Annotated in this window: 16 protein-coding genes and 2 pseudogenes; 9 read left to right on the forward strand and 9 right to left on the reverse strand. The window is 70.9% G+C overall.

All coding sequences use genetic code 11. The features are described from left to right. Nucleotides 1–135: 135 nt before the first annotated feature. On the forward strand, nucleotides 136–765 hold the full coding sequence (locus D471_RS0129380; RefSeq protein ID WP_017601929.1) for a class I SAM-dependent methyltransferase: 630 nt from the start codon (nucleotides 136–138) through the stop codon (nucleotides 763–765). Between the two features lie 285 nt (nucleotides 766–1,050). Beyond that, nucleotides 1,051–3,966 carry a transglycosylase domain-containing protein gene (locus D471_RS36845; protein WP_083924400.1) on the forward strand — a complete coding sequence of 972 codons (2,916 nt, stop codon included), beginning with the start codon at nucleotides 1,051–1,053 and terminating at the stop codon, nucleotides 3,964–3,966. Nucleotides 3,967–4,037: 71 nt separating this feature from the next. Here the strand turns inward: D471_RS36845 and D471_RS36850 are convergent. From D471_RS36850 to D471_RS0129405, 4 genes and pseudogenes are all read right to left on the reverse strand, one after another. Then, a pseudogene (locus D471_RS36850) lies at nucleotides 4,038–5,035 on the reverse strand (prenyltransferase). Next, nucleotides 5,035–5,745, reverse strand: coding sequence for a class I SAM-dependent methyltransferase (locus D471_RS0129395; protein ID WP_026128206.1), 711 nt, complete (start codon nucleotides 5,743–5,745; stop codon nucleotides 5,035–5,037). Before D471_RS0129395 ends, D471_RS36850 begins: the two are co-directional and overlap by 1 nt. Nucleotides 5,746–5,755: 10 nt before the next feature. After that, nucleotides 5,756–7,096 (reverse strand): glycosyltransferase family 4 protein, encoded by a 1,341-nt coding sequence (locus D471_RS0129400; RefSeq protein ID WP_017601931.1) that lies wholly within the window; start codon nucleotides 7,094–7,096, stop codon nucleotides 5,756–5,758. Nucleotides 7,097–7,264: 168 nt separating this feature from the next. After that, nucleotides 7,265–8,293 (reverse strand): MBL fold metallo-hydrolase, encoded by a 1,029-nt coding sequence (locus D471_RS0129405; RefSeq protein WP_017601932.1) that lies wholly within the window; start codon nucleotides 8,291–8,293, stop codon nucleotides 7,265–7,267. A gap of 374 nt (nucleotides 8,294–8,667) precedes the next feature. Between D471_RS0129405 and D471_RS36855 the strand changes: the two are divergent. Next, nucleotides 8,668–9,285, forward strand: a pseudogene (locus D471_RS36855) (TetR family transcriptional regulator); the annotation flags it as partial. Nucleotides 9,286–9,318: 33 nt separating this feature from the next. On the opposite strand, the gene D471_RS0129415 reads toward D471_RS36855, so the two are convergent. Then, complete coding sequence (locus D471_RS0129415) at nucleotides 9,319–10,755, reverse strand: RNA polymerase sigma factor (protein WP_020380401.1); 1,437 nt, start codon at nucleotides 10,753–10,755, stop codon at nucleotides 9,319–9,321. Nucleotides 10,756–10,923: 168 nt separating this feature from the next. Continuing rightward, nucleotides 10,924–11,922 (reverse strand): quinolinate synthase NadA, encoded by a 999-nt coding sequence (gene nadA / locus D471_RS0129420; RefSeq protein ID WP_017601934.1) that lies wholly within the window; start codon nucleotides 11,920–11,922, stop codon nucleotides 10,924–10,926. Between the two features lie 136 nt (nucleotides 11,923–12,058). On the opposite strand from nadA, the gene D471_RS0129425 reads away from it, so the two are divergent. The 6 genes from D471_RS0129425 (at nucleotide 12,059) to D471_RS0129450 (ending at nucleotide 17,447) form a co-directional block, all read left to right on the forward strand. Continuing rightward, on the forward strand, nucleotides 12,059–12,790 hold the full coding sequence (locus D471_RS0129425) for an NUDIX hydrolase (RefSeq protein WP_026128207.1): 732 nt from the start codon (nucleotides 12,059–12,061) through the stop codon (nucleotides 12,788–12,790). Nucleotides 12,791–13,120: 330 nt separating this feature from the next. Then, a complete protein-coding gene (locus D471_RS0129430; protein ID WP_026128208.1) occupies nucleotides 13,121–13,792 on the forward strand; it encodes an HAD family hydrolase in 672 nt (223 codons plus the stop codon). A gap of 157 nt (nucleotides 13,793–13,949) precedes the next feature. Further along, nucleotides 13,950–15,065: an ABC transporter ATP-binding protein gene (locus D471_RS0129435; protein ID WP_017601937.1), complete on the forward strand. Its 1,116-nt coding sequence runs from the start codon at nucleotides 13,950–13,952 to the stop codon at nucleotides 15,063–15,065. Beyond that, a complete protein-coding gene (locus D471_RS36860) occupies nucleotides 15,062–15,823 on the forward strand; it encodes an ABC transporter permease (protein ID WP_017601938.1) in 762 nt (253 codons plus the stop codon). The genes D471_RS0129435 and D471_RS36860 overlap by 4 nt, the downstream gene beginning before the upstream one ends. A 2-nt stretch (nucleotides 15,824–15,825) precedes the next feature. Then, the gene (locus tag D471_RS0129445; protein WP_017601939.1) at nucleotides 15,826–16,506 is read left to right on the forward strand and encodes an ABC transporter permease; all 681 of its coding nucleotides are present in this window, start codon (nucleotides 15,826–15,828) and stop codon (nucleotides 16,504–16,506) included. 32 nt (nucleotides 16,507–16,538) lie between these two features. Continuing rightward, entirely contained in the window at nucleotides 16,539–17,447 is a 909-nt protein-coding gene (locus D471_RS0129450) for an ABC transporter substrate-binding protein (protein WP_017601940.1), read from the forward strand. A 108-nt stretch (nucleotides 17,448–17,555) separates the two neighbouring features. Here the strand turns inward: D471_RS0129450 and D471_RS0129455 are convergent, their stop codons facing one another. From D471_RS0129455 to D471_RS0129465, 3 genes are all read right to left on the reverse strand, one after another. Next, on the reverse strand, nucleotides 17,556–18,836 hold the full coding sequence (locus tag D471_RS0129455; protein ID WP_017601941.1) for a L,D-transpeptidase: 1,281 nt from the start codon (nucleotides 18,834–18,836) through the stop codon (nucleotides 17,556–17,558). A 101-nt stretch (nucleotides 18,837–18,937) separates the two neighbouring features. After that, a complete protein-coding gene (locus D471_RS0129460) occupies nucleotides 18,938–19,396 on the reverse strand; it encodes a flavin reductase family protein (RefSeq protein ID WP_040691879.1) in 459 nt (152 codons plus the stop codon). 20 nt (nucleotides 19,397–19,416) lie between these two features. Further along, nucleotides 19,417–20,132: S49 family peptidase (locus D471_RS0129465; protein ID WP_017601943.1), on the reverse strand; the 716-nt coding region annotated here is incomplete at its 5' end.

Here is a 20,132-nt window from a genome sequence, read left to right on the forward strand (position 1 = left end):
CACGGTTTTTCTTGGGGGGTCGTCCTTGGTGGGCGGCCCCCTTTTTTGTGCCGGGGTTTGTGCGTTTGTGAATGAGATGCACGGAACGCCCCGGCCGGGGGAGGGGGCTCGCCCCGGGGCTGGGAGAATCGACCCATGACGACGATTCCCGCTGAGCTCCTGGCAGCCGCTGAGGCGGCCAAGGGCTTCATGCCCACCGACGAAGGCACCGCCCTGTACGAGGCCGCGCTTGCCTACGCACATCTCGGCCCGATCGTGGAGATCGGCACCTACTGTGGCAAATCCACCATCTTCCTCGGTGCCGCCGCACGGCAGACGGGCCGGAAGGCGCACACCGTGGACCACCACCGGGGGTCCGAGGAGCACCAGGTGGGTTGGGAGTACCACGACGCCACCCTCGTGGACGAGGTCACGGGGAAGTTCGACACCCTCCCGCACTTTCGGCGCACGATCACCCAGGCCGGACTCGACGACGAGGTCATCGCGCTGGTCGGTCCCTCAGCCGACATCGCCGCCGTATGGGGCGCCCCACTCGGGATGCTCTTCATCGACGGCGGTCACAGTGAGGAGGCGGCCCAGACCGACTACGCGTCCTGGAGCCCGCACGTCGCTCCGGGCGGGGCACTCGTGATCCACGACGTCTTCCCCGACCCCGCGGACGGCGGCCGACCTCCCTACAACATCTACTGCCGCGCCCTCGACTCGGGTGCGTTCAAGGAGGTTCGTGTGGTCGGCTCCATGCGTGTCCTCGAACGTGCGCTGTGACACGCCGGTCCAGACGTTAAGCCTTTGGTAAGAAGTTCCAGCTGGCTCGGCTGACCGACGATCACGCTGTTACGCCCCGGTATCGTGTGGGAGAGGGTTGAGCGAACGTGGCGGTATTCCCCGAGTCACCGCTTCAGTCCTGATTCTTACCGAACCGATCCGGGGCACAGGCGCGTCAAATATCAGGACGGCACCGTGCCGGACGTGATTTGCCATGGGGGCGGGGAACTGAGCGAGAGCACACACGGCGACGGCGGGGCGGATGGGCAGCGTCCTGAGACTGAGATGCCGGACACCAACACCTCTTCCGAAGAACTGCCCACTGACCCGACTTCCGAGAGTGGCGTACCCACAGCGGACGGGGACCAACCCTCCGAGGAGCTGATCCAGCCGGATCCGGGCGTCTTCAAGACCAGCGGCTCCTTCCTGCGTGACCGGGTGGCCCAACACCTGGAGGACCGGGGTTTCGGCAACAGGGAGGAGCCCGAGGACACTGACTCCCCGGAGACCTCCGAAGGGGAGGGCGCGCCGTCCACCGCCAGTGGCGGCAACGACCCGGTGACCTCTCCCGAGGGTGATGCCGAGGCTGACGCTGACGCCGCCTCTCCGGACACGCCAGCCGCGCCCCATCCCGCCGAGGCCGCGCCCTCCGACGACCACGCTGCCTCCTCCGAGAACGCCGACGACACCCAGTCGACGGAGGACACGGCGGCCGCGACGGTTTCCGCACCCGCGGAGCAGGCCACCTCCGAGGCTTCCCCCGCCGCCGAGGAGAACACGGCCGAGAGCGGTCCCGCGACGCAGCCCTTCCAGCCGGTGGACGAACCGGCCGACAAGGACGAGTCGATGTGGCCGACCCCCCAGCGGCTGTCCGACATCGTGTCCCAGGAGCAGGACCAGAGTCAGACACAGGACCAGACTCCTGCTCCGGCACCCGTCCCGGCCCCGAACCCGGGCCAAGGACCGGAGCAGGGGCAGACCACCGGGGCCGCCGCTGAGGCCGCCACCGGGGCGGTCGTGACCGAGACCAAGGTCGAAGCAGCGAAGGGTGAGAAGGGGAAGAAGGGGAAGAAGGCCCCGCTGTGGTGGCGGATCCTCCGCGTCTGCCTCGTGCTGATCGGGGTCGGCGTCATCGCCGGATGCGGCGTGTTCGCCTACTTCTACACCACGGTGGAAGTCCCCGACGCGGCCCAGGCCGACGCCGTCGACGAGGGTTCGACCTTCTACTTCTCCGACGGTGAGACCGTGTTCGCCGAGCGCGGCGTCGCCCGGGAGATCATCTCCTACGACGAGATGACCGCCGGCGGCGACCACGTGGTGGAGGCCGTCATCTCGGCCGAGGACCGGGGCTTTTGGACCGAGCCGGGCGTCTCCGTGCGCGGTACCACGCGTGCGGTCTGGTCGACCGTCACCGGCCAGCAGGTCCAGGGCGGTTCCACCGTCACCCAGCAGATGGTGCGCAACTACTTCGAGGGCGTCTCCAACGACAGGACGATCGCGCGGAAGATCCAAGAGATCATCATCGCCATCAAGATCGACCAGAGCGAGTCGAAGGAGTGGGTGATGCAGCAGTATCTCAACACCATCTACTTCGGCCGCCAGGCGTACGGGATCCAGGCCGCGGCGGAGGCCTACTACCACAAGGGCGTCGACGAGCTCACGCCGGAGGAGGCCGCCTTCCTGGCCGCCGCCATCCAGCAGCCGACCCCCTTCGGTCAGGCCGACGTGGAGACCACGCCCGAGATGGAGCAGCGCTGGCAGTACGTCGTCAACGGCATGGTCACCACCGGGGCGATCACCCAGGCCGAGGCCGACGCGATGGAGTTCCCGGCCCCCGAGCCGGAGCGTCAGACCACGGACCTCAGCGGCTACCGGGGCTACATGTTCCAGGAGACGATGAGCGAGCTCGAACGGCTCGGCTACACCGAGGACATGGTCAACCGGCAGGGCTACCGGATCGTCACCACGTTCGACCAGGACATGATGGAGGCCGCCTACACGGCCGTCGACGAGAAGGTGTCGCAGGAGGAGCTCCCCGAGGGCATCAACATCGGGCTGAGCACCGTGGACCCGGCGACCGGCGAGGTCCTGGCCTTCTTCGGCGGGCACGACTACAACGCCAACCAGTACGACAGCTCGTTCCTGGGCACGGCGCAGGCAGGGTCGGCGTTCAAGCCGTACGTGCTGGCCACCGCGCTGGAGCAGGGCCACAGTTTCAACTCCACCGTGGACGGGCGCGGGCCGCAGGTCATCAACGGCGCCTCGATCCAGAACGCGGGCAACTCTCCCGGCGGCATCATGACGCTGCGCCAGGCGACCGAGGTCTCCAACAACCTCGGGTACATCAACCTCGCCCAGGAGGTGGGTTTCGAGGAGATCCGTGACACCGCCTACGCCGCGGGGCTGCCGGAGGGCAGCATCCTCGACAACCAGCTCGTCCCGGTCATGGCACTGGGACCGAGCAGCGTCCGGCCGGTCGACCAGGCCAGCGGGTACGCGACCTTCGCCAACGGCGGGACGCACGTCGAGGCGCACGTGGTCCGGGAGATCGTCAACCGCGAGGGTGAGAACGAACGCCCGGAGGTGGAGAGCAACCGGGCCCTCTCCGAGTCCACCGCCGCGGACCTCACCTACGTCCTGGAGGGCGTGGCCAACAACGGGACCGGCCAGAACGCGAACCTGTGGGACCCGGACCACCCCGTCGCGGGTAAGACGGGGACGGTCAGGGACGAGGTCAACGGCGGCACCGCCGCGGCCTGGTTCGTGGGGTACACGCCGCAGCTGTCGACGGCCGTCGGGGTGTACAACGACGCCAACCGCGGTTTCACCATCCCCGGACAGAGCATCTCCAGCACGGGCCTGCCGTCGCAGATCTGGAAGAGCTACATGACGGCGGTGATGGAGAACTACGAGCCCGCGTCCTTCCCGGACCCGGCCTTCGGCGGGGACAACGAGTACTGGGCGCCCCAGGTGACGCCCGAGGCCCCCGAGGCCCCGGTCGACGAGGGACCCACCACGCCGGAGGTCCCGGAGGTTCCGGAGATCCCGGAGCAGCCCGAGATCCCGGAGGTCCCCGAGGTGCCCGACCCGGGGAACCCGGAGCAGCCCACCGACCCGGAACCGGGCGACCCCGGGGACACGACCGAACCGGAGGACCCGGAGAACCCGTTCTTCCCAGGGGGCGACCGCGGTAGCGGATGACGGACGGGCCCCGCACCACCGACGCGGGTGGTGCGGGGCCCACTCATGTCCGGGGCCGTCGGCCCGGCGCCCTACGCCTCGTCCCAGGTGTGCAGGAAGACCCGTGAACCGTCGGTCGCGCCGGTCAGGGCGTCCACGGCCAGGATCACCGCGGCCGAGGTCCACGTGCTGCGCTCGATCGGCCAGCGCACGTCCTCGGCGAACTGATAACCGGTCCAGTAGACGCCGTCATCGGCGTCCCTCAAGTGCTGAACGTCCTTGAGCACACGTTCCCCGGCCTCGCGCTCGCCCATGGCGGCCAGCGCCAGGACCAGCTCCGCGGACTCCGCGGCGGTCACCCACGGCTGGTCGCTCACGCACCGCACACCCAGGCCCGGGACGACGAACCGGTCCCACCGCTCCTGGAGGCGCTCCTTGGCGGCCACACCGCGCACGGCCCCGCTGAGGATCGGGTAGAACCAGTCCATCGAGAACCGCTCCCGGTCCGCGAACAGGTCCTCGCGCTCGTTGATGAGCGTCTCCAGCCGGTCGGCGGCGGCCTCCCACTCCGGCCGCTCGTGTCCCAGCCGGGCGCCCAGGGCGGCGCCGCAGCGCAGCGCGTGGTAGACGCTCGAGCACACCGTGAGCAGCGCGTGGTCGCCCGGGGAACCGTCCTCCGAACGCGCCCACATGATCTCCCCGTGCTCGCCCCGCAGGTCCAGCACGAACCCCAGCCCGCTCTCCACCACCGGCCAGGTGCGCTCGGCGAACGCCGCGTTCCCGGTGACCAGGAGGTGGTGGAGGAGGCCGACCGCCGGATAGGCGGCGTGGTTGGCCTCGCGCAGGGCTGTGGCGGGCGCGCCCTGGCGGAGCTTGGCGGGCCAGCCCCCGTCGGGGTGCCGGGTCTTCGNNNNGTCCGTCCGGTGACGGTCAGTGCCATGGCGCACTCGACGTGGTCCCACACGTCGGTGTGGCCGCCGGGGAACCAGGGGATCGCGCCGTCGGGCTCCTGGGCGCGGACCAGGTAGGCGGCCGAGCGCAGGACCTGGTCGGCGGTCAGGACATCGGGGAGGGCGAGTTCGGTGCGCATCACGGCTTGCGCACGTACACGACGACGCTCTTGCCGATGACCGGATTGAGCAGGCGTTCGGCGACGCGGGTCACCTTCGGGGCCTGGAGCATGTCCCACACCAGGAGGTCGTGGTAGGCCTTGGCCGCCGGGTGGTCGTCATTGGACGTGCCCACGGCGCACTTGATCCACCAGTAGGGCGAGTGCAGCGCGTGCGCGTGGTGGTGCGGGCCGATCTCGAAACCGGTGGCCTTGAGCTTGGCCTCCAGCTCGGCGCGCGTGTAGATGCGGATGTGGCCGCCTTCGTTGGTGTGGTACTCCTCCGACAGCGCCCAGCACAGCCGCTCGGGCAGGAAGCTCGGCACGGTGACGGCGGCGATCCCCCCGGGCCGCAGCACCCGGAAGAGCTCCTTCATGGCGGCGGTGTCGTGCGGGATGTGCTCGAAGATCTCGGCGGCCACGACCCGGTCGAAGCTGGCGTCGTCGAAGGGCATGTCGAGGGCGTCGCCCTTGACCGTCTCCGCGGTGGCTCCCTCGGGGGCCTCACCCTCGGCACGCATGGCGGCGAACATCGTCTCGACCTCGGCCAGGTCGCTGACGTTCTGGTCGAAGGCGACGACGTCGGCGCCGCGGCGGTAGATCTCGAAGGCGTGGCGGGCGCCGCCGCAGCCGAGGTCGAGTACGCGCTTGCCCGGGCCGACGGGGAACAGGTTGAAGTCGACGGTGATCAGTGGAGGCTCCCTACAGGTGTGATGCGCGGTCAGGCGTGGTGTGCGCGGGTCCCCGGCCAGAGCCCCTGACAGCGTCGATGGTGGAGGCGTAGCGCTGGGCCGTGAGTTCGGCGACGGCCCGCCACGTGAACCGTTCCTGCACGCGCCGCCAGGCGGCGGCGCCCATGCGTGCGCGCTCCTGGTCGTCGTCCAGGAGGGCGGCGAGTTCGCTCGCCAGGACCTCGGGGTCGCCCGGGGGGACGAGGCGTCCGGCGTCGCCGTCGGTGCCCACGACCTCGGGCAGGGCTCCGGCGCGGCTGGCGACGAGGGGGGTGGCGCAGGCCATGGCCTCGACGGCGGGCAGGGAGAAGCCCTCGTAGAAGGAGGGGACGACGGCCACCTGGGCGCTGGCGATGAGTTCGGCGAGGGCGGTGTCGTCGATGCCGCTGACGAACTCGACGCGGTCGCGCAGGCTCAGCTCGTCGACGAGGCGGTCGGTGGGGCCGCCGGGCTTGGGCTTGCTGACGATGGTCAGCCGCACGTCGCGCTCGGTGGCGAGTTTGGCGGCGGCGCGCAGCAGGGTGGCCACACCCTTGAGGGGGCTGTCGGCGCTGGCGGTGCACACGATGCGGCCGGGTACCCGTTCGGTGTCGGGGCGGGGGTGGAAGTAGCGGGTGTCCACACCGAGGGGGGTGACCTCCATGGCGGCGGGGTCGACGCCGAACTCGCGCGCGATGTCGTCGGCGGAGGAGCGGGAGGGGACGAGGATCGGGTCGAGCTTGCGCGCGACCTTGGCCTGCATGGCGACGAACCCGTACCAGCGGCGTTTGGAGAGTTTCTGGAGTCCCCGGGCCTCGTCGAGTTCGATGCGGCGGTCGACGCTGATGGGGTGGTGGATGGTGGTGACCAGGGGGAGCCCGGCGGACTTGATGCCGAGCAGGCCCCAGCCGAGGGTCTGGTTGTCGTGGACGACGTCGAAGTCGGTGAGGCGGCGGCGCAGTTCACGGTTGGCGCGCAGGGAGAAGGTGAGCGGTTCCGGAAAGCCCGCGGTCCACATGGTGGCGACCTCCAGGACGTCGATCCAGTCGCGCCACTCGCGCACGGGAGGCGCGGTGAACGGGTTGACGTCGTTGTAGAGGTCGAGGGAGGGGACCCGTTCCAGGGTGACGCCCTCGTCCAGCACGGGGTAGGGCTGGCCGGAGAACACGGTGACCTCGTGTCCGAGGGCGGCCAGTTCCCGCGAGAGGTGGCGCACGTACACGCCCTGGCCGCCGCAGTGTTCCTTACTGCGGTAGGACAGCAGTGCGACGCGGAGGGGGCGGTCGCCGGACGGGTGCGGGTTCGGTCCCGTGCTGGTGCCCGACTGGGTCAAGAGTCCACCTCTTCGTTGGGTCGCGGGCCCGGTCGCCGTCGCGCCGTCGGGCAGCCTTCGATGGCGGGGCGTCCCGGTGTGGGCGCGCGTGCTCGCCGGTGAACAGGCGTCCCATATGTTACTCGGGAGTTTTGTGCGGATCGGTGCCGGGCTGGTTGGTAAGGGATCCTATGTGTGGCTCGCCTGGCCGGTGACGGCGACCCATCGGGGACGGTCGTCGGTTCCGCGTCGGGCGGCGCGGCCCCGTTCCTCAAGGGTGCGCAGGTGGGCGGCGGTCTCGGCGGCGGCCATGTGGCGGGCCAGGAGACGCATGTTCTGCCAGGGGCGCTTCCAGCGCAGGCGCGAGGTGAGTTCCCACAGGGTGGCGGGCCCCTCGTCCAGGAGCGCGGTCATCGCGTCGAGGCGCTCCTCGTGGTGGGCGACGATCGTCGCGGTGCGGTCGGGCAGGCCGGTGAACCGCCGCTCGTGTGAGGGAAGGCACAGCAGGCGGTCGGCCCCGGGGAGGGCACCGACGGTTCGCTGGGAGGCCAGGAAGTCGCCGAGCGGGTCCCCGGCGGGCGTGTCCAGGGGGAAGTGGCCCACGTGCGGGGTGATGCCGGGTAGGACGTGGTCGCCGGTGAAGAGCATGTCGGCGTCGGCCAGGCGCAGGCACAGGTGTCCGGGTGTGTGCCCGGGGGTCCACAGGGTGCGTAGGTCGCGGCCGGGCAGGTCGACGGCCGCGCCGTCGTCCAGGGCGAGGTCGGGCGGAGCGGAGGGGGTGATCACGTGGGGGTCGGCGAGGAAGGCGTCGACGTCCTCGTCGGGGAACCCGGCGGCGCGGAACTGCTCGGCCACGGAGTCGGCGCGTTCGCGCGCGCCGGTGGCGGCCAGCTGTTCGGTGACGGCGATGTCGGCGGGGTGCATCGCGATCCAGGCGTCGGAGGAGGCGCGCAGACGGGCGGTGAGTCCGGAGTGGTCGGGGTGGAAGTGGGTGAGGACGGCGCCGCGGATGTCCTCGACCGCGTGTCCGGTCTGTTTGACGCCCTGGACGAGTCCGTCCCAGGAGTCGTCGTGGTTCCATCCGGTGTCCACGAGCACGGGGCCTCGGTCGCCTTCGACCAGGTAGACGAGGGTGGCACCGAGGGGGCTGTGGGGGATGGGTACCGGTAGGCTCCACACGCCGTTGCCGAGGTCTTCGACCGGGGGGACGTCGTTCATGCTCGGGGCGACCTCTCCACTAGAAACCGAATCTGATTCGATTCTAGGGGTGGGCGCCCCGGGCGGGGGCGCGCGGGGTTCGGGTGGAGGGAGATGGTGGAGTGGTGTGTCCGGGAGGTGTCGGACTGTCACATCGGCGGCAAATAGAACATATTCTACAAATGCGTTCGAGCGATCCGAAAACCCTGTCCATCTCTTCGTATTGCTACTGCCACGTCGGGCAATGAGGCGAGGATCATGGGTTCGAAGCACTCCACGAACGGGAAATCCTTAGATAACGTGTTCTCGGTCGGAGCCCAGGGCGGGCGCCGGCTCCACGAACGGCGGCGCGGCCGGCGGACGGCGCGCGACTGATGACGAACGGGAGAGACCCTGTGGCGGTGCAGGCGCCGACTGGAACCATGTCGCGAAGTCAGACCCAGCGCCGCAAGCGCATCGTGCAGACCGCCGCGGCCCTGGCCGTGCGCGGCGGCGTCGACGCCATGCAGATGCGCTCGGTGGCCGAGCGTGCCGGGGTCGCCCTCGGCACCCTCTACCGTTACTTCCCCTCCAAGATGGACCTCGTCGTCGCGGTGGTCACCGAGGAGCTCGACCTGCTGGAGGGCGGTATCGTCCGCCGTCCGCCCACCGCGGACACCCCCGCGGGTCGCGCGGTCGACGTCCTGCTGCGCGCCACCCGGGGCCTGATGCGCGAGCCGGAACTGGCCGACGCGCTCGTCCGGTCGCTCATCATGGCCGAGGTCAAGATCGAGCTCGACACACGTATCTCCGACCTGGTGTGGCGCGTGGCCACGGGCGACCTGGAGGGGGTCGCGCCCGCCGAGGAGCCGGTCGAGGGTGGCGACGGCCAAGCACCGGTCGACCGCGACGAGGTCGGGTACGTCCTGGTCGGTTCGCTGACCAGCGTGTGGATCTTCGAACTGGTGGAGATCCTCAAGGGCCGCCGTGACGTCGATGAGGTCGAGCGGCGGGTGCACNNAGCACCTGCTCGCCCCGTTCTGACCGGGTGCGGGAACCGGCGGGGCTCAGCCGTCGCCGAAGAGGAAGTCCAGCAGCCCGTCGAACAACCCGTCCTCGGACTCCTCGCCGTCGGGGACGGGGGTGCTCTCGTCCTCCGGGTTCTGCGAGGGGTCCTCGTCCTGCGTACCCCCCGACTCCTCCGGTGAGGGTGAACTCGGTGCCTCCGAGGGCGAGGGGGAGGGCGCCTGTGGGGGCGGATCGCTCTGCTCGGTCCCTCGCACCGGCTCCTTCGTGGGGTGCCCGGACGGAGCCGCGTCGTCTCCCCTCTGGTGGCCGCTCTGGGGGTCGTGCGCCTGGTCGGGGGCGCCCGTGTCCGGTTCCGCGACCGGTCTGCCGTCCGAGGTGGTGGATGCCGCCTCCAGGTCTTGGGTCATGGGGCTGCGCTCGGCGTCGGCGTTGTCGGTGCCGATGATCGTGGAGGGAGCGCCGAGCGCGCTGGCCCACCACCACAGGGCGACCGCGAGGACCACCGTGATCACCCCGGAGACGGCGGGCAGCGGCCATCGGCGCGGGGAGGCGCCGTCGTCTTCGGCGCCCGGGGCGGTCGACGGCCCGGGCAGCGGTGTGGTCGTCTCGGCGCGGACCGGGTGGTCACGGGTGGTGACACGGTCTCCGGGCAGGGCGCGCGGCAGTTGTTCGGCCGCGGGCTCGGCGGGCTCCGGGGCGGGTTCCTCGACGTCCTCGCCGGCGCGGGCGCGGTGTACCGGGTACCCGTCGCTGGTGAGCGGGTGCATGGCCGCGCCGATTCGCTCGCGCCGCTCCGCGTGGTCGGGGTCCACGCAGGTGCGCACGACCAGGTCGCGCAGGCCCGGGGGAGGCCCCGGCGGGCGCAGCAGCGCCAAGGTGAAGGACACCTCCTGGACCCGGGCGCGCCACGTGGCGGCCGGTGAGTCGGGCCTTTCACCGTCGTTCCCGTCGAGGTCGGACAGCCCGTCGGCGGCGCGGCGGATCGCGGAACGGGACAGTTCGCCGCACAGCTGGGTGTCCAGGCCGAGGATGCGGGCGATGGCCGAGACCGGCAGCGCGTGGCGCAGGTTGAGTTCGACGAGTTCCCGGTGGCTGGCGGGCAGTCGCGCGAACATGCGTGCCGCGGGTGCCTCGGCGGGCATCGTGGCCAGGCGGGTGTAGGGGCAGGTGAGGGCGAAGCCGCGGCGCTGGCAGGCTGAGCGGACCAGGGCGTAGAGCCAGGGGCCCCGGTCCGCGGGGTCGGCGAGCTCGTCGGCCAGGACCACACTGGCGACCAGGCCGTCGTGTACGGCCTCGGCGACACGGTCGGCGGCCTCCCTGGAGGCGGTGCCGCCCACCGGTTCGGTGGCGTGGCTCGGATCGGCCCCGCCGCCCAGCAGAGACCAGGCGTACCGGTACAGGGCCGGTGCGAAGGCGTCGTAGAGCTGCTCGACCGCCTCCGGGGTTGGTTCGTCGCTTTCGATGCCTCTGGTCACGATTCTCCCCCCGCTTCACCCGAGACGGTAGCGGGGGCAGGCGCGCGGCGCGGGCGTTTCGGTGACCTTCGCCATGAAGGTGAGGGTTCTGTTATCGCGGACGGGGGCGTGACCGGCCCGGTGCGGTTCCGGGCCGGTCACGGAGCGGTCGGGTTCCGGAACCGACCGCTACTCGCCGCCTCGGGAGGGGGATCCGATGGCGATCATCCGCTCGACGGAACGGCGGGCGCGCTCGGAGGTCTCGGCGTCGACGGTGATCTCGGTCGTGCCGTGGCGCAGCGAGCCGAGGAGCTTGTCGGCGTCGATCATCTTCATGTAGTGGCACTCGGCGCGGTTGTTGACCGGCTCGAACTCGGTGGTCGCGTTGGCGTTGCGCAGCTGGTGCAGCATGCCGGTCTCGGTCGCGATGAGCACCTTCTTGGCGGTGGTGTTCTCCGCTGCGGTGAGCATGCCGCCGGTGGAGAGCACCTTGACGCGGTCCTCCGGGACGGCGCCGCTGCCCACGAGGTAGAGGGCGGAGGTGGCGCAGCCGCACTCGGGGTGGACGTAGACCTCGGCGTCGGGTTCGGCCGCGACCCGCTCGCGCAGGGTGTGGCCGTCGATCCCGGCGTGCACGTGGCACTCGCCCATCCACACGTGGATGTTGTCCCGGCCGGTGACGCGCTTGACGTGGGCGCCCAGGAACTGGTCGGGGAGGAAGAGGATCTCCTGGTCCTCGGGGATGGACCGGATGACGTCGGCGGCGTTGGAGGAGGTGCAGCAGATGTCGGTCTCGGCCTTGACCGCCGCGGTGGTGTTGACGTAGGCGACGACGACCGCGCCCGGGTGCTCGGCCTTCCAGGCGCGCACGTCCTCGGCGGTGATGGTGTCGGCGAGGGAGCACCCGGCGTTGGGGTCGGGCAGCAGGATCGTCTTCTCGGGGGCGAGAATCTTCGCGGTCTCGGCCATGAAGTGCACGCCACAGAAGACAATGGTGCTGGCGTCGACGCTCGCGGCCAGGCGTGAGAGGGCCAGCGAGTCGCCGGTGTGGTGGGCGACGTCCTGGATTTCCGGGCGCTGGTAGTTGTGCGCGAGGATGACGGCGTCGCGCTCGTCCGCCAGGCGGCGGACCTCGGCGGCCCATTCCTGCCTGGTCATGGTGTCCGCCGTGGCGGTGACCGGTGCCATGTCCTACTACTTCCTTGAGGCTGTGGGCACGTCGTACGGGCTCCGTGCCAGTGGTGGTCGGTGCTGGTGGACAGGTTTTAGCCTGTCAGGCACAAACCTGATTCAGCTTAACATGGCGTGGAACGGAAGGGACAGGGTGGACATCCTTAAAGGAAACGGACAGGTGGCCACGCGTGGTACGGAGGAGAGCGAACCGCTCTCCGCTCACGAGGCCCTGGCCGTCGTCCTGCAGATTCGCGCCGGAGAGCTGTGCGTCCTGCTGTGGCGGCGGGCACTGCCGCCGTGCGAGGGCGAGTGGTCGCTGCCCGGCGGCAGGCTGGGCCCGGACGAGAGCCTGGGCTCCTCCATCCGGCGCCAACTCGCGCAGAAGGTGGACGTGCGCGACCTGGCCCACCTCGAACAGCTGGAGACCCGCAGCGACCCCACCCGGCATCCCCGCCGCCGGACGCTCGCCACCGCCTACCTCGGCCTGGTCCCCGCCCACATCGACCCCGTCGTGCCCGAGGACACCGGCTGGCACCCGGCCGCCGATCTGCCCCCGATGGCCTTCGACCACGCCGCCATCGTCCGCTCCGGGCGGCTGCGACTACGCGCCAAACTGGGCTACACCAACGTGGGCTTCGCCCTGGCGCCACCGGAGTTCACGATGTCGGAGCTGTCGGGCTACTACCGGGCGGCCCTCGGCTACGACGTGGCCGCCACGAACCTGCGCCGCGTCCTGCTGCGGCGCGGCCAGATCGAGGAGACCGGCCGATCCGTCCCCTCCGGCCGTTCGGGCGGGCGCCCCGCCGCGCTCTTCCGGTTCCGCGCCCGCGAACTGGAGATCACCGACGCCTTCGCCGTCCTGCGCCCGCCCGAACGCGGCTGAGGCCCCGAACACGGGTCTGTTTCTTGGAACAGTTACCCCTGGGGGTTTCGTTCGGGCGCTGGCAGGGTTCTTATGGATAGGCCTGCGCCGCAGGCGTCCGTTGAGGGTGGTGGAGGGTGACGGGTGGGCGAGGCAAGCCGCGTAGCGAGGAACGAGCGACAGGCGCCGCCGAGGATGAAGAATCCCTGCCTTCGGGGCGCCCGACTAGAGCGAGTACCGCGCCGTAGGCGTCCGTTGAGGGTTGGTGGCGGGCGACGGGCGGGCCAAAGCGAAGCGGAGGACCAGAACAAACACGACCGTGGTCCGGCACGCCTTGTACACTCCCTGTCCGTGGCAATTCGTACTGTGGTGTTCGACGTCGGCGAGACGCTGGTCGACGAGACGCGGATCTTCGCTCGCTGGGCCGACCGCCTCGGAGTCCCGCACATGGCGTTCTTCGGCACCATCGGCGGTGTCATCGCCTCGGGCGGTACTCTGACCGACGCGTTCGGTCTGGTCGTGCCCGGATTCGACCTGGCGGCCGAGAGCGCGCGCTGGCGCGCCGAGGATCCCGGGGGCGAGCGCGAGCACTTCGGCGAACGCGACCTGTACCCCGACGTGCGCCCGGCGTTCGACACCATGCGCCGGGCCGGTCTGTCCCTCGTCATCGCCGGGAACCAGCCCCCCGAGGCCGGACCGGCGCTGGCCGCCATGGACCTCGGCGTCGACGGCATCGGCATCTCCGACGACTGGGGCGTGAGCAAGCCCGACCCCGCCTTCTTCGACCGTGTCCTCAAGCTCGCCGACGCGGCCCGGCCCGGGATCGGCGCGGACGAGATCCTGTACGTCGGCGACCGCGTCGACAACGACGTCCTGCCCGCGCGCGCGGCCGGGATGCGCGCCGCCCTGCTGCGGCGCGGTCTGTACGGCTACCGGCACGCCGCCACCCCCGAGGCGCGAAGGGCCGACACCGTCGCCGACGACCTCCACCAGCTCGCCGACTGGGCCGCTGAGCGGACCTGAGCGCGCGTTCCGGTGCGCGGCGTCGGACATCTCACGTCGCACAGGTGTCCGAAGCGGTCCGGCGTGTCGTCCGTTTGATCTACCTTCGCCTGGGTAGCGTGCGATCCTGCGTACGCCTCCGACCACCACCCGCCCCCGAATGGAGGCAGCCCGGCCGATGATCACGTTCGAGGGTGCCAGCAAGCACTACCCCGACGGCACGGTCGCCGTCGCCGACCTGGACCTGACCGTCGAGACCGGGGCGACCACCGTGTTCGTCGGTCCCTCCGGCAGCGGCAAGACCACGTCGCTGCGGATGATCAACCGGATGGTCGAGCCCACCGGAGGGACCATCCGGATCGACGGCGAGGACATCCGGCGCCAGGACCCCGCCGTGCTGCGCAGGTCCATCGGCTACGTCATCCAGCAGGCGGGCCTCTTCCCGCACCGCACCGTCCTGGACAACATCGCCACCGTGCCCCTGCTCCTGGGCTGGCGCAGGGCGAAGGCGCGGGCGCGCGCCGCCGAGCTGATGGAACTCGTCGGCCTCGAACCGGCCCAGGCACGCCGCTACCCGCACCAGCTCTCCGGCGGGCAGCAGCAGCGTGTGGGCGTCGCCCGAGCCCTGGCGGCCGATCCGCCGATCCTGCTCATGGACGAGCCGTTCAGCGCCGTCGACCCCGTCGTGCGGACCACCCTCCAGGACGAGCTCCTGCGCCTCCAGCAGGAGCTGCACAAGACCATCGTGTTCGTCACGCACGACATCGACGAGGCCGTCCGGCTGGGCGACCGCATCGCCGTCTTCCGGCCGGGAGGCGTGCTCGCGCAGTACGCCGCCCCCGAACGCCTGCTCGCCGAGCCCGCCGACGCGTTCGTCGAGTCCTTCATCGGCTACGACCGGGGTGTGCGCCGCCTGTCCTTCTTCCCCGCGCGCGACCTGTCCCCGCACGAGGACACCGTGTTCGACGACCAGACCCGGGCCGAGGACGCGCGCGACATCGCCGAGGGCCACGGCAGCCCGTGGGTGCTGGTGGTCAGCGCCGAGCGCATCCCCCTGGGCTGGGTCGGCACCGACCAACTCTCCCGGGTGCCCGCCGGGGTCCCGCTCGGCGACCTCGATCTGGCGCCCTACGGCCACACCTTCAACATCGGCACCGACTCGCTGCGAGCCGCCCTGGACGCGGCGGTGCTCTCCCCGGCGGGCAGGGCGGTCGGTGTGGACGAGGACGGACGCGTGGTCGGGGTGGTCTCGCAGGACGACCTGGGCACGGCGATCTGGTCGGTGACCGAGTGAGCGCGGCCGAGGCGGCGCACGCGGGGGCCGCCGCCTGGGACTGGGTCACGGGCGTCGCCCAGTGGGGCGTCGACAACTGGAGCCGACCGGGTGAACCCGACCGCGGTATCCGACCGAGGCTGGTCCAGCACATGCGGTTGTCGTACGTGTCGATCGGTATCGGGCTGGCGCTGGCCCTGCCCCTGGGGCTGGCGTGCGCGCGGTGGAGGCGGCTCTATCCGCCGGTGCTGACCGGTGTGAACGTGCTGTACGCGGTGCCCTCGATCGCGCTGTTCTTCCTCATGCTGCCCTACACCGGGTTCAGTGAGTGGACGGCGATCGTCCCGCTGGCGCTGTACACCCTGGTCATCCTGCTGCCCAACGTCGTGGACGGGTTGCGGCAGGTACCCGACCACGTGCGTCAGGCGGCGGTCGCGATGGGCTTCGGGCCGTTGCGCCGACTGGTGGCCGTGGAGTTGCCGGTGGCGGTCCCGGTGATCATCGCCGGGCTACGGGTGGCCTCCGTGGCCACCATCAGCATGGTCAGCGTCGCCTCCCTCGTCGGGTTGGGAGGACTGGGCCAGCTGATCCTCACGGAAGGGTTCCGGCGCCAGTTCGACGCGCCCATCGTCACCGGCATCCTGCTCACCGTCGCGCTGGCGCTGGTGACCGACGCCGTACTCGTTCTGGCTCAGCGTCGGCTCACACCGTGGGCCCACCGTGACCGGGCCCGGACCAGGCGTGTCCGGGCGGCCTCCGCGCAGGCGGGGAAGAGGTAGCCGTGGACATCCTGATCGATCTGTACCAGTGGTTCGCCGACCCCGCGCAGTGGTCCGGAGCCTCCGGGATCCCGGCCCGGCTGGTCGAGCACGTGTACTACTCGGCACTCGCGCTGGTGCTGTCGAGCGCTGTCGCTGTGCCGCTGGGCCTGCTCACCGGGCACACCGGCGTGGGCGGGTTCGCCACGACCAGCCTCGCCAACTTCGCCCGCGCCCTGCCGACCATCGGGGTGCTCTTCCTCGTCGTGCTGTTCGCGGGCATCGGCCTGGTTCCGGTGGTGTGCGCCCTGGTCGCGCTGGCCGTACCGCCGATCCTCGTCAACACCCACGAGGGGGTGCGCGGGGTCGAGCCGCGGTTGAGGGACGCCGCCCAGGGGATGGGCATGCGCGGCCGCGAGGTGCTCATGCGGCTCGAACTCCCGGTGGCCACGCCTCTCATCCTCATCGGTATGCGCACCGCCGCGGTACAGGTCGTGGCGACCGCGACCATCGCCGCGTACGTCGGTGTGGGCGGCCTGGGGCGGTACATCGTGGACGGACAGGCCCGCCAGGACCTGACGATGATGCTGGGTGGTTCCGTGCTCGTGGTGGCGCTGGCCGTGGCCACCACGCTCCTGTTCGCCGGGTTGCGGAGGTTGCTCGTCGCACCCGGACTGCGCGCCGAGACGGCGTCGGCGCGCTGAGGCGCGCACACCGTGAGAGAGAAGGTTGGGACATGCGGAACAGAATCGCCCTCGCCGGGCTCCCGTTGGCGCTGCTGCTGAGCGCGTGCGGTGGGAGCGACCCCTACGAGGAGGGCGGCTCCGGCGAGGAGGGCGCCGGCGGCGACGGCTCCGTCGTGGTCGGGTCGGCCGACTTCCCCGAGAGCCAGCTGCTGGCGGAGATCTACGGGCGGGCGATGGAGGCCGCCGGGGTCGACGTCGACTACCAGATGGGCATCGGCAGCCGAGAGGTGTACTACTCGCAGATCGAGTCCGGCAACCTGGCGGTCTTCCCCGAGTACAACGGGGCCATCCTGGCCTACCTCGACGAGGACGCCCCCAGCGGCACCAGCGAGGAGACCAACGCGCTGCTGGCGGAGGCGCTGCCGGAGGGGCTGGAGATCCTGGACTCCTCGGCCGCGGAGAACAAGGACTCGGTGACGGTCACCCGGGAGACCGCCGACGAGTATGACCTGGCCAGCCTGGCCGATCTCGCCGAGGTCTCCGGGGAGCTGACGCTGGGCGGGCCGCCGGAGTTCGAGACGCGGCAGCAGGGCGTGGTCGGCCTGGAGGAGGTCTACGGGATCGAGTTCGGCTCCTTCCGCTCGCTCGACGTGGCCCTGCTGACCCAGGCGCTCCTCGACGGTGACGTGCAGGCCGCGAACCTGTTCACCACCGACCCCCAGATCGCCGCGAACGGTTTCGTGGTGCTGGAGGACCCGGAGAACCTGTTCGGCGCGCAGAACGTCACCCCGTTGGTCAACTCCGAGCAGGTGGGGCCGCAGGCGCGTGAGGCGCTCGACGCGGTGTCCGCCGCGCTGACCACCGAGTCGCTCACCGAGCTCAACGAGCGCGTGATCGTCGACAACGAGAACGCGGCGGACGTCGCCGAGGAGTGGCTGTCCCAGGAGGGCCTGGCCTAGCTTTCTTCGGGCCTGCCGCCTCGCTCGGAGTGAGGCGTTCCCGAGGACGGGACGGGCCGCACACGATGATCCGTGTGCGGCCCTCCTGCGTTCCGGGGGCGGTGGTGGCTACAGGCCCTCGCCGTGGACGGAGCCGGGGGTGCCGCCGGTGGTGGCGTAGGCGCCGGTCGCGCCCTTGTCCTGCCACTCGTCGAAGGACAGCTGCCAGTAGCCCCAGCCGTTGTACCACTCCACCTCGCGGTCGGTGCCGGTGGTCTCCAGGACGTCGCCCAGCGCGGTGTTCTCGTACAGCCAGCGGGCGTCCTCCATACGCAGGTTGGTGCACCCGTTGGAGGTGTTGGCGATGCCGATGTTGGTGTTGTAGGACGCCTCGTGCAGGTACTCGCCCGAGTTCGTGGTGCGGATGCCGTACCTGACCGTGGTGTTGTAGCCGGCCATGTCCTCGGGCATGTCCGTGGTGGAGGAGTCCATGGTCACGGTCTCCTGCCGTTGCATCAGGACGTGGCTGCCGCTGGTCGTGGTGTTGAACCGCACGGTGGCGGCGCCGTTGCTGACCGGGATGACGCGCTCCTGCTCGCCGTCGGTGGTGACGACCAGTTCGTGGTCGGGCACGTGCATCGTCAGGATCCGCTCGGCGCCGATCTCGAACTCGAGGCGGTGGTTCTTGATGCCGTACACGCCGTCGGCGGCCTCCACCCCCGCCAGGTGCATGTCCACGGCGACGCTCTGGTGGGGTTCCCAGTACTCCTCGGGCCGGAAGACCGCCGTCGTGTCGTTGTCCAGCCATCCCCAGGCCCCGGTGACGCCCTGGTCGGATACGACCTCCATGGCGCTCTCCACCTGGGCCTTGTTGGTCACCGGCAGGTCGAAGTTGACCACGATCGGCATGCCCACGCCGACCGTCTGCCCGCTGTTGGGGAAGTTGCTCACCAGCTCCAGGCGCTGCCCGGCGACGGCGGGCGCGGTCGTGAACTCGGCGGTCTCCTCGGTCGTCCCGCCCGATCCGTCCGCCACGGTGGCGGTGACGGTCACCTCCGCGCCGGGGCGCAGAGCCCAGTCGCTGACCCACTCGGTGGCGTCCCCGTTGAGGGACCCCGTCATCGCGTAGAGGTCGCCGTCCCCCGTCTCGTCCCCGTCCGGCGAGCTCGCCTCGTCGACCACCTCCTGCTCCACCCGCACGTCGGTGATGGTGCCGCCCTCGGCGGCCACGCGGACGGGGGTGTTCGGCGCGACCTCCCCGGCCCCCGGGGTGATGCTCAGCTCTACGGACCCCGACGCGTTGTTCTGGGTTTCCGCTTCACTGGTGGTGCAGGCGGTCGCGGCGAGGGCGAGCGCCGTCAACCCGATGCCGAGTCCGCGTACCCCCGCCGCGTGGTTCCTGGCCGCCACGTGTGAACCTCCATGCCATCCGTTGACCATCCAAGAGATGGGATGCGCGGAGACACAAAAGGTTCAAGGATTCATCAAATCCACATACTTCAGCGGGGCGGTCAGGCCAACGAGTGGTAGCGGCCCGACCACCGGGCCAGTGCCGGGCCCGTCCCCCCGACCTCGGGCAGTCCGGTGACGTCGGCGAAGAACACCACGTGGTCGCCGATCGCCACCCGATGGCGGACGGAGCACTCCAGCGCGGCCAGCGCGTCGTCCAGCACCAGGGCACGCGTGCGCTCGCCCCGGTGGTGCGGTTGCCCGGAGACGAGCAGTCGCGCGCTGGGGCGGCCCTCAGCCGAGAACCGGCCGGCCAGGGCGCGCTGTCCGGCGCCCAGCACGTTCACCGCGAACGCACCGACCTCCTCGATCACCTCGGCCATGTACCCGTCCGCGTGCACACTCACCGACACGATCGGCGGGTCCGCGGACACCGACCCGAAGGCACTGACCGTCGCACCGACGTCGTCGCGGCCGTCAGCGACGGTCACCACGGTCACACCGGTCGGCACCAGCGCCATCGCGTCGAGGAACGGGCCCGTCAACGGATCTCCCAACCGTCGGCCATCGACAGCGGACCGCCCACGGGCAGTCCCATCGCCAGGGCGGCGTTCTCCAGCGCCCCCCACGGGCTGAGCGTGGACTGCGGCTGGGCGGAGGCCAGGTCCTCACTGGACTCGTGCGGACGGAACCGGTCGAGCGGGTGCGTGCGGGGGAAGGTCCGCAGCGGCAGCGGTCCCGCCCCGGCCCTCTCCCGGGCCAGGCGCACGGCCGTCGCCAACCCGCCCAGCTCGTCCACCAGCCCGCGCTCGAGGGCGTCCCGGCCGGTCCACACCCGGCCCCGGGCCACCTCGTGCACCTGTTCGCGCGTCATGCCGCGCGCCTGGGCGACCTTGCCGACGAAGTCGTCGTAGATCTCGTCCAGCAGCGCGTTCACGCGCTCCCACTCGGACTCGGTGAACGGGCGGTCGGTGTCGAACATGCCCGCGTGCTCGGCGCTGCTCACGGAATCCGTGGTGACGCCGAACCGCTCCATCAGCGCCCCGAACACCGGCTTGCCGGTGATCACGCCGATCGACCCGGTGATCGTGCCCGGTTGGGCGACGACCGCGTCCGCGCCCAGGGTCACGTAGTAGCCGCCCGACCCGGCGACGTCGCCCATGGCGGCCACCACGGGGATTCCGGCCTTGCCGGTCAGTTCGCTCTCGCGGCGGATCGCGTCGGAGGCGGTCGGGGAGCCGCCGCGGCTGTCCACCC

Origin of the sequence: Nocardiopsis lucentensis DSM 44048 (assembly GCF_000341125.1) — a bacterium.
Taxonomy (GTDB): Bacteria; Actinomycetota; Actinomycetes; order Streptosporangiales; family Streptosporangiaceae; genus Nocardiopsis; species Nocardiopsis lucentensis.